General features: G+C 40.0%; 10 protein-coding genes. All 10 read right to left on the bottom strand.

The features are described 5' to 3' along the window. Positions 1-412: 412 nt before the first annotated feature. On the bottom strand, positions 413-1,033 hold the full coding sequence (locus AB4496_RS07590) for an imm11 family protein (protein WP_017097879.1): 621 nt from the start codon (positions 1,031-1,033) through the stop codon (positions 413-415). Next, positions 1,033-1,773 (bottom strand): AHH domain-containing protein, encoded by a 741-nt coding sequence (locus AB4496_RS07585; RefSeq protein WP_102258470.1) that lies wholly within the window; start codon positions 1,771-1,773, stop codon positions 1,033-1,035. Before AB4496_RS07585 ends, AB4496_RS07590 begins: the two co-directional genes overlap by 1 nt. Before the next feature lie 12 nt (positions 1,774-1,785). Then, on the bottom strand, positions 1,786-4,608 hold the full coding sequence (locus AB4496_RS07580) for a PAAR-like domain-containing protein (protein ID WP_102258471.1): 2,823 nt from the start codon (positions 4,606-4,608) through the stop codon (positions 1,786-1,788). A gap of 27 nt (positions 4,609-4,635) precedes the next feature. Further along, entirely contained in the window at positions 4,636-5,100 is a 465-nt protein-coding gene (locus AB4496_RS07575) for a hypothetical protein (RefSeq protein WP_017097876.1), read from the bottom strand. Positions 5,101-5,664: 564 nt separating this feature from the next. Then, positions 5,665-6,186 carry a GNAT family N-acetyltransferase gene (locus AB4496_RS07570; RefSeq protein ID WP_016800588.1) on the bottom strand — a complete coding sequence of 174 codons (522 nt, stop codon included), beginning with the start codon at positions 6,184-6,186 and terminating at the stop codon, positions 5,665-5,667. 144 nt (positions 6,187-6,330) lie between these two features. After that, on the bottom strand, positions 6,331-6,963 hold the full coding sequence (locus tag AB4496_RS07565) for a LysE family translocator (protein ID WP_016800587.1): 633 nt from the start codon (positions 6,961-6,963) through the stop codon (positions 6,331-6,333). 2 nt (positions 6,964-6,965) lie between these two features. Continuing rightward, on the bottom strand, positions 6,966-7,814 hold the full coding sequence (locus AB4496_RS07560) for a DMT family transporter (RefSeq protein WP_102258472.1): 849 nt from the start codon (positions 7,812-7,814) through the stop codon (positions 6,966-6,968). Between the two features lie 57 nt (positions 7,815-7,871). Further along, positions 7,872-9,458 carry an NAD(P)/FAD-dependent oxidoreductase gene (locus AB4496_RS07555; RefSeq protein ID WP_016800585.1) on the bottom strand — a complete coding sequence of 529 codons (1,587 nt, stop codon included), beginning with the start codon at positions 9,456-9,458 and terminating at the stop codon, positions 7,872-7,874. Positions 9,459-9,512: 54 nt separating this feature from the next. Then, positions 9,513-9,965 (bottom strand): SET domain-containing protein-lysine N-methyltransferase, encoded by a 453-nt coding sequence (locus AB4496_RS07550; protein ID WP_016800584.1) that lies wholly within the window; start codon positions 9,963-9,965, stop codon positions 9,513-9,515. 47 nt (positions 9,966-10,012) lie between these two features. Continuing rightward, positions 10,013-10,728: iron-containing redox enzyme family protein (locus tag AB4496_RS07545; RefSeq protein WP_372130768.1), on the bottom strand; the 716-nt coding region annotated here is incomplete at its 5' end.

The following is a 10,728-nucleotide window of genomic DNA, read 5'->3' as shown; positions in this document are numbered from 1 at the left end:
CAAGTATTATTGGGATTTATATTACACATACTATAACCAAAAAAAATTGAAAGTTATTGGTTAATCAATTTAGTCAGCTTTGGCTCTCTTTGTTATCAGCTCTTGTCGACAAAGCTAATTGCTTGCAGTTGCAAAATATATCATTGGAACTCGCCTTGAGTCGCGACGACTTGCTGACTCAGAGTTGGACAAAAACGATTTAGCAAGATTGCTAATTTAGCGAAGCATGAATTATTAAAAGTATGGCAAATTTGTTTACGTGATTGTCCAGTATCGCTGAAGCAGATCAAATTGTACTATTTGGGGAGTTTACATATATTCAGAAACAGCAAATAAAGTTATTGTTCTTGAATACCTAGTTTTAAGCTATAAATGCAGATTTCCCCAATGCCTTCAGCAGCCCACTGGTCCATTAAGACTCTACAAACTGGAGGCCCATTACCCAATCAGAGACTTTTACAAAGTTAAGCGTATCCACGTTTTGTTTCTTGAACGCTTTTACTACTTTCTCATGAACAATAATATGAGGGTAATCGCTGAATTTTGGCATAAAGACCAAGCGTTCTTTCTCTGGCATCGCAGACAACTTGTTATCATCCAAATAGTACTGCTCAATTGTGTGTCTAGTATCTTCCGGGTCATAATCATCAATCTGACACTTTTCTAGATTCAAAACATCCATTTTCTCAAATACATTAAACACCCAATAGCCCTCATGATATTTGTCATGATCATCTACGATCACGCTGGGGTAAACCTGACAACATGCATTGTCTATATTACCAAGAGATTGTTTAATTTCATCAGAAAATACTGGGTAGGTTGAGTCTAAGTGAGCCTTTTTAATTGGCCTAGAAACCCCTCGAACCAAATCTTCATCACGATAGCAGTTTTCAAAAAGCATTGGCTCATCACCACTTAGCTTGGTGTATTCGTAATCCCTCATGGCTGAATGCTTTTGAGGCTTTAGGTACAAAGTATTTTCATCATAATTTTCGAAAACAATATAGTATTGGTCGTTGTATTGGCTCATTATCCTACCTTGGGTATCCATCTGGTGTTTTGGTACGTGATCGTTTTGGTGTTCCATGGGGAACTACTGGTTTGATAGCGCTTGTCTTTGCCATCTCTTTCGCCCAGTTGATAGTGAAGCCGGTCACTGTTGCAATAGTTATCAGGATTGGTTTGTGCGTTGATAATATCGAATTGGCAGGCGCAGCCGGGTCCTCCTGGAATAAAGTATTGGGAAATTTTGGTCAACGGTAATGAAAAAAATTGCCCTCTTTCAATTTTGTTGATTTTCTTTAGCACTTTACGACTAATCGGGTCGAGCAGCTTATGTATCTCTGACTCGGTTTCTGTTTTCTTAGTCTTTCCATAGCAGTCTTTAATCTTTTTTCTTATCTCTGGATCTCTCAACTCTCCAGAAACGTAACGATGATAAGGTTCTTCCCTAGGTCGGCTAAAGATATGATCGCCGCGGTGTAATTGGCAATGGAGTTGACATGCACCCGGCAAAGTAGCAGGAAAGCCGACCAAATTCGATAACTGGTTGATGTCGTAGCCTTTGTTGACTAGGTTTTCACCCAGCTCACTGTGTTTTACTGCTTCTGCCGAAATAATATGATGGGTATCCATATGGATACCATTATTATAAGGGTGCTCAGATAATTTTTTTACGTTGTTTACCCAGCGCTTACGATAGCCTTTTTTCTCAATCATACCATCGACGAAATCCGATTCTGCCGCCTCTTGACTCATCAGTGTGCCCATAGATAACTTATCCTATACATATTCGATTTCACCCCGGTACAACCGAGGCGTTTTATGTTCTTCACTCTTACACAGTCGACATTTACCCTTTCTAGGCTCATGTTTCTCTTCCACTTGAGCGGTACTATTAACCCGTTTGTCTGCTATGGCGGACTTACGGCGCAATGCCAAATGGCCCGCTAACTTGTCGTAATCTGGCAAGATGTCGACTAAACCATCGACGGTGCTGGTAAAGGTTTCTAGTGCTTGTGCGGCATGAGAGGCTGCACCAACCTTTTTAACGCCCATGGTAAATTTCGCTGTAACCGTCGCAATTCTGGCGGCTGCCCCTGCTGGCCCAGTTAGCAAACCAATCACTATGGTTAACACCACTTCAATGGCAATATACGCAGCTGCTTTACCCACGTGGTAGAAATAGAAGTTAGGTGGGACAGCTTCAATAATCAGGTTCAAGTATGTAAAGAAAGGCAAGATGCTGTTGTCATCATTAATCAACGCCAAGGCCTTAGGGAAAAACTCACTCTCCTTGATTTCCATTGCCCATTCAGGGTCAAACTCCATCACAACAGTGTCAACGAACTTTTCTACGCCTTTAACATCGTTGTTGGTAAAGAGCGTAGGCAAATTCCAAATCGCTTCTCTGTGTCTTGCAATACACTTAATCTTGCGCGCCATATCGTCTGAGCCTTCATTCCACCAAAGCTGCACATCATCAATGGCCTCATCAATGTTCTCGTACGCATCCACACTGGCCGCAATAAGCAAGTTAGGCGCCATACTGGAAATATAAGCCGCCTGTTTTACCCAGCTTGGTAAATCACTTTGAGCTAACTGAACTTCCGTTCCTTTCATCGCATCGGCGGTGTACTTTTCCAATGCATTGTATTTTTGATTGGCGTAAATATAGAGCTTATCAAAACCATCGGTGGTGGCATCTGCTAAGGTATGGCCCATCTCGCCCCAGACTTCGGGAGAGAAAAGTTCCACCACATCAGCACCCCAAGCTTTAGCCCCTTCAAGCACACCATCACCCAAACAAAGTACACCTTCTTCGTTCCATTGTTTCTGGAAACCTGTCATATCTTTCGCGACTGTGTTTAAAAGGCCGTCCAAATAAGTCTCGATAGCTTCCTGTTGTTTTACAATCTTATCTTCAATGCCTGGTTCACCTTCATACTCGATAGTGACAGAGTCTGTGTTGGGCTTGAGATCATCGACCACCACTACACCTCCCTCTGTCTTCTGGGTCTCTAACGCCAGATCCATAGTTTCTGAGGCCGTACTTCTTTGCGGCAATGGATTGAGATCCAATTTGTCTTTATGGGGAACGGAGCCATTGGCTATCACTTTGAGGTTTTTAGCGTAAACAGGCGTTCCCCACAGGTCATCGTGAACGGCACGGATCTTAATCCACTTCTGCTCCTCTAACTCTATTTTCGGTATCGCATTCACGACTACTTCGATAGTCCCTGCTTCGGCAGAGTAAACATGATCAGGCGCTTGAATGACCGAGACATCTGACACATCATCCATAAGTTGACTAGCTTTATTTTCCATACGCTTGAAAGCTTGGCTGAGGTTATCGGACAATTTTTTAGCATAGGTATCAATGGTACTCACATGCTTTTTATAGATATCAGACGACAAGTAATCATAATTCAACCGACTAGCTTCGGACTTAAGAGATTCCACACGCCCTTTTATCTTACTAAGTAGACTCTCTAGTTCAGAGTTGAGTATATTCTTAGCCTTATCCCAAGGGTAGTTATTGATGAAAACCTGAGGATTACCTTTACCACGAGCTCGCATGTAAGCCAGCATACGGTCTGCGGTTTCATGCTTGGGTAAACGAAATAAGACGGAGAAAATTTCCCCTTCTTCCATCACCATTGGTAACCCGTTCGCCAGTACACTATCAAAACTCGTATCAGAGAGACTATCAATTCCCGCGATTAGCGATTCTGACAATACGCTGAAATGAAAATCAGGGTGTCTAAACTCGAAGTGGGCTTTCGTTTCTGCTTCCACAATATCGGCAAAATATCGGTCAGCGGTGAGGCTAGGTCCCATGGTTCCCCAGCCTTCTACTGGCGGGGCAATACGATTCGGGTGCCAGAAGGTTTGCTGTCCCTGAGCAGACCTATCAAAGAAGTCATCATCATTGTAATCGGGTAGGTAGTGTGGGTTGGTTAAACGAACCGGGGTAGCAATAAACTCATCCGTACTTTCTTTAACCAGAATTTTGATTTGACCCGGCTTTAAGCCTGATACTTTGCTTTTGCCAGAGTTATCAAAGTGACCAGGAGACAGAGCACCACCAGAGACATCGGTAATGTCAAAATCTGCGTTCTTAAGAAGTACACCATCCGGGTATCGAGCCTTGATGTAGACAGTGTAAGTGCCGTCTTCATCTTCAGTGACCGTGACAGCAGGGTTTTGAACCCCACCTAGGCACATGGTGTTGCCCTTGTTCATTGTCATTTGGTCTGACAACCTAGCCACGCCTTTCCCTTCGATGATGACACTCGGTGATGCGGAAATGAACTCGGCCTCGGCCTCTATCGTACCCGATGCTACGCCTTTCTTGTCCCCGCCCGCATCGCCTGTGCTCTTGGCAAACTTACTGCCCTTTAAAGCAATACTGTTTCCGCCATCTGCTGTGACTGTCGTAGTGCCTTCCACTAAATCTGCCGACTTCGCGTTATTTCCATAAGGGATTGGTACAACAGGTTTACCGACTGTAGTAAGGCACACATCAGGCAGGGTAGCATTCGCCTCTCCTCCCGAGCCTTTATGGACAACACTGAGTCCATTTGCACTTATTGTAACTGCCATTAATATGTCCTACTTAGATTAAGTGGATTAGTTGAGTTTTACCTTAGCGCCCTGGATCTTATGAATTTTTTCAGCGCTACTACTAAGATGCTTGGCTGTTGTAGTGATACGGCCATCCGTTCCACTATATTTGGTTTGTGTCGTCCCAGAGCCAATAAGCACTTCTTCCTCTGCATCAAGGGTTATCCTCTTTGCTTTAACAACAAGCTCTTGCTCTTCAAGCAAAGAAATATAGATATCAACCAATGTTGGAATGGTAAGATCTTCGGATAGAAAAGAGATTCGGCAATCGAGTTTATTATCGATGGCCATAAAAATTTCTGACTGAGTAAAAGCACGGCCTATTGACGCCCAGAGAGGTTGAGAAAATGGGTTATGCTCAAAATCTACTTTGACTCGATTCTTTTCTGGATGAACTTCCACTACCCAACCAATTCGAGAGCAGGGTTTTGAAGTAGGCTTAAGAATATCTCTTGGTGGCTCTTGATTCATGGTGGGCCCAGTGATTATTTAGAGCCTATTATTTTATCTCTGGGCGATTTGAATAGGTAATGTGGAAATGAATGGTCACTACGATTGAATAATCGACTTTAAAGACATGAAGGCCAATCAATGTAACTAGACTAGCAAATCAATTGGCTTTATCGCATGTGTTTTTCACTTTTCTATAGGTTTATCTCGCACTCAAATTTGTGATTAAAGTCACGCACATCACTATCATTTTAAAGTTGAGAGTATTACATCACTTGAGTAATGATAGAAACGATATACCAAGCCAAAAAGCAACACGATGATGTCTTTTGTGTCGTATAACTTTGACAACTGCTAATGTCAGATAACTTTTATTAGGGGAAACACACATTAACAAGGTGTGAATGAGTAAAAGGTCTACCTTATAATGGGGCATGAATGCGTTAGATCAAAAAGTCTCAAGTTTGAGATTTCACAACCTATAAAATCTACAGAAACGCTTCAGGGTATTACCTTAAGGCTACTCTCCTAGGTTAAACAAAGTAACCTGGACTGAACTCTGTAAACGCATTCGAGCCTTTGGGGTCAATACATATAGCCAAGCCAGTCAATATGGCCACCTCCCCAATTCTTTGCACTCATTGGCTTTATATAAAGCTCATCGACATGTTCAACAGCAACACCATAATTCGTGTGTTCATGAAGCCTTAACCAAGAGTTGCTTCCCTTGACTTGAGTATACCCTCGTACTGAATAGAAACTTTGCAACTCTGAGACAAGAATTATGAAGTCCACCCCCTTCCCTTCACAAAACAAGGAAATTTCGGATAACATAAATGTACCAATTCCTTGACCGCGATAAGGTTCTGCAACACAAAAGTCGACTACCCCCAAAACCCTGTGTACTTCACTCCCAACTTTTATTACTCGATAATCTAATCCGAGATACCCGATAAGTACATCACCTTCATACTGTAGGGCACGAAAATGAGGGAGTTGTTTAAAGTAGGAACGAGATACTTGATGCTTTGGAAATGATTGATTCCTCAACATCATTATTTCTTTATGCTGCTTTTCGGTCACATTAACTTCATATACGATTCTCATACTTCTCCTTGTAAGAGCTAACGGGCGCAACACCAGAAAGTTAAATTTATCAATTGGTATTACATGCCAATGATGAACGCTCTGATTGTGTATTCAGTTCTGAAACTTACAAATTCATATCGAGCAGTGCCCCTCCCCCTAACTTTACGAAGAGTTTACCAAGGCCATAACACCTAACAGTATAAAAATACTTCCAGACCACCTTGAGAAAAAATCAACCCAGTTACTTCTTGCTTTAAACATTTTATGTAGATGACTAGCCATCAAAACACTTAAAAGATCTGCGCTGCTAAACATTAAATTCGTAAAAACGCCCAAAATCAGTAATTGCAGCCAAACAGCAATACTTCCTGCTTCATTCACAAACTGTGGCAAAAAAGCAAGATAAAAAATTGCAGCTTTAGGGTTCAGGACATCTACAATGACACTCTCAATGAAAGTTCTTTTAGGAGAGGTAATATTACTTTCACGAGAAGTAACCCGTGACTTTTTAGTTAGATAGATACGCTGAAACCCTAACCAAACGAGGTAAAGAGCTCCTAGCTTTTGAATGACGGAATAGAGAGTAGGATTAGTTACAAGCACAGAGGATAAACCTAGTACAGCTAAAAGCACATGGACATACCCCCCTATATGAAGGCCGAAAGCGGCCATTATTCCTACTTTCTTCCCTCCTGACACCGCTAGAGCAATACTATAAAGCATCGCTGGACCCGGCATGAACGCATATAACAAGGTCAAAACTAAGTAGGTAAACAATTCCGTATTTGAGGTCACTGTTATTCAAACTCCCTTTTTACGGTTCTGTTAGAAACTAGGTACATTATTGCAGCCATCATTATAATTGTGCCACCTATGATCGTGCGTAACCCCACCTCCTCAGCATAAAAAGCCCAAACTAAAAATGGTCCTAACGGTATCTCAGCTAATCCTATTAAAGCTGCCGACATAGCAGTTGTTCGAGAAACTCCTATTAAATAGACACCGAACCCTAAACCAACATTCGTCACTCCATACGCAACTAACCAATAATAGTCACTGGAAAAACCATTAATATGACTCGAAAACGGATATACAATCAGTGCGCATAAAAAGGCAGACAAGTATGTTGATTTGGCAACTTCAGCCGTTGGATAGTACTTTGCTATTATTGTCAACAACGCCATAAAAAATGTCATCCCAAATGCTAATAATAAGCCTAACTTGTCGTCGATATCCGTGGTCCCCCACATAATAAATACCACACCAAGCATAGATATGATGCAACAAAACAACGTGGTTTTATTGATTTTTTCATTAAGGAAAATAACAGAAAGAACAAATGTCGATAATGGCATCAACCCATATACAAAAGAAACATTCGCCACTGTTGTATAAAAAAAAGAGGCTATAAAACAAATCATACCTGCGGTGACAATCATTCCAATAATTAGTTCACCTTTGGTAAATATCAACATACGGCGACGCTTGATTGGTGTGCTAATAAAATAGTAGATAAATAGCACGCATATCCCGCCAAATAACGACCTCCAAAATAAAGTTGTCGGAAAATCGGTAGATATTATCCTGGTAAATAACCCTGCTGTACTCCATGCAAGGGCCGCAAAAAACACCATGACATTTCCCATTGACATCTCCTAGTTTGATGAACCATTTTTAGTACTAATAAATAGCGAAAGAACAATTTAATCTTGTTCTACAACTTCACGCTCTATATTTTCAATGTCTTCTTTATTACGTAAGAATATCTTCTGTCTAATAAAATATATACTTAAGGATATTTGCTCTCTAATGGTATAGGCGACTGGTAATTTACGTAATATTTTTTTTGGTAGTTTTGCGATTTTTCCTGGGCCCGTAATTCTGTAAATTACAGGTAGATGTGAGCCATACCAAAATTTATAAAGAACAAAAGGATTAATCAAGTGACGTAATCTTACATTACATCCAATTAACCTTGCCATTTCTGGCATATATTGTTCATAATCGACTAATCCTTTAATATTTGGCGTGAGACACATAGCACTTTCCTCATGTTGACGGTCCCTCTCTATGATATCTTTCATCTCCAAAGGCTTAGGAAGTTTTTTCTCTCCCGATAAAAGTAAGGCAAAGTAACGAGCTTGCATTTCTGAACACGCTGGAACACCTCCCTGCATCGGCCTAGCAGTTCCGATATAGGCGAGTTTGCTTCCCCAATCCGGATGTATCATATGTTTGAATAAATTTCTAACGTTAGTGATACTCACCCAAGGCTCAGTAACCTTACATTCCTCCTGAAAACCAGTGCTACACATTATTATGTCGGCTTCCATTTCTTTACCATCATCGAAAATTACTCGCTGTCCGTTTAACTGCTTTATCCCACCTACATTAACTGCAAGTCTCTTATTAATAATATCTTGGACAAATACTTCACTTTTTGTAATAAACTGATTGAAATAGCCTCCAGTTTTCAAAGCCCAATCAAAAGTTAATTTATGTTCTTCACTCAAATCACCTTCTTTTTCGTTAAGGCTTTTAATTAATTCTTTGTTATACCAACTATTCATTCCTTTTGGACCTAGCGCACAAAAGGCGTGTGCAGTATAAGCATCGTTCGTTTGCTGATTATACCAACGGTCTAAGATTGATGGATAATGCCTAATTGAGAGCGTGCATTCATTTGCAACATTCGCAATTTGGTGAGCGATGTCAGCTCCCGACTCTCCGACTCCAACACAAACAACCTTTTTATTTCTAAACTCCTCTGGGTTGGTATAGTTTGCTGAATGTAATATTTTACCAGTGAAAGTATCCTGCCCTTCATAGACTGGAATTTGTGGATTTTGTGTGATCCCAACACAAATTGCTACAGCATCATAATAAGTTGATGATTCGGTATTACAGCAGCTTACGAATACATTAAACCCATCACCCTGAGGTTCGATTTTTGTCACGGTACTATCAAACTGTATATGCTGTCTCAACTCAAATGTATCCGTATACTTTTGCAAATATTCTTCATACTCTTTTCTAGACCAAAATCGTCTCCCCTCATGAATAGATGGAGGAAGTCCTGAAAAAGCCATAAAATAATTTGATACGGTTAACATCAAAGAATCATAAGCAGTCACACTACACTTTGATGTTTTGCAAAAAACACCACCTTCTTTGTGAGATTGTTCGTAACAGGTAACATTATGCCCACTCTCAATCAATTCTTTAACGGTAACTAGGCCAGAAGGACCAGCACCTATTACGCAGACATTTTTTTTCATATTTGAACCCATAAGATATGTCCACCTTAAAATGGACGGGAAAATAAAAGTTTAATGTAAAATTACCTAAATAAATGAATCAACATTTGAATACTCGTCAATATTTGTATAGCAAATCTCTATCTCTTCCCCTTCCTTGATAGCTTCTAAGGCCACAAGTTCTGCCCAAGTCCCCATTTCATCATGCAACCATTTTACAATTGCATTAGGTGATTTTGAATGATTGCATAATGAAACCAAACCAAAAGAAATATAACCACCAACCTCATTAGTATTTGAATTTGTTTTTAAATAACATTCAGGATTCACGAAATAATGTTCGAAAACATCAGTATTGTTTATTAACTTAATCTGAGCTGCTGGAATCTCGCTTGTGGGTGACATTTCTATTAATTCAAACTTATTAATATTGGTTTTGGCAATCACAGCACGCCCTTTACCCTTAACCCAGTTGACACAGATTTTCGCGGAATCAACAAGTTGTTCATTTTTATATATATGGCAGATATTTGTGTTCATAAAAACCTCATAGGAATAAATATCTTTTAATATTAAGCAATTTGAAATTAATTAGAAATATAAGATAGTTGAGTATCTTTTCTTAGAGCACTCACAAACATGTTAGAAAATCTTTCCATATCTTCCCTCGCTCCATTCACAATTGAATTTATAGTGTGTTCATTCATATGTTGTTGTGCACAAGCCAATGCGGCTTCTCCATGTCTCTTATCTACAACACAATGAATACGTATCCACGTACATTCCTTTTCACTCAGTTCCAACCGCTCCACCATTTTTGCTACTGCTTGTGCTAAATAGTGAATTGCATTCTCGATAACAACATTCATTCCTAAGTATTCATAGGTTTTAGCTTCTGTGAAATTATCCCATTGTCTGTGGTAGCTAGAAACCAATTCATCTTCGATTCCGATTTTATAACCCATCGATTTCATATCTTTCATCGCCACAATGTCGTGATCAGCCTCTTCTTCAGCCATCGTAGAGAATAACCTTTGCATCTCAGCTGTAGGTGAAGCTAAAGCTGCTTTATTTAATTGAGCTTCTCCTGGGACAGAGTAGTGATAAAGCATCGAAACAAAATTTATGTAATTAGCTTTTGTTGCTTCTTGCATGGCCAATGCAATTTTATTAGCCCCTGATTCAGCTATTTCTTTTAATTCCTTAGTGGTCTTTAATATTAGCTCGGACTTATCCATGATGTTCCCTCTATCTTTATCTAAATTTTCGAAAGAAGTGTTAAATAAATTAAAACGCTCCAGGG

This window comes from Vibrio sp. 10N.222.46.A1, assembly GCF_041473595.1.
Taxonomy (GTDB): Bacteria; Pseudomonadota; Gammaproteobacteria; order Enterobacterales; family Vibrionaceae; genus Vibrio; species Vibrio tasmaniensis_A.
This window is presented reverse-complemented; position numbering and strand designations above follow the sequence as displayed.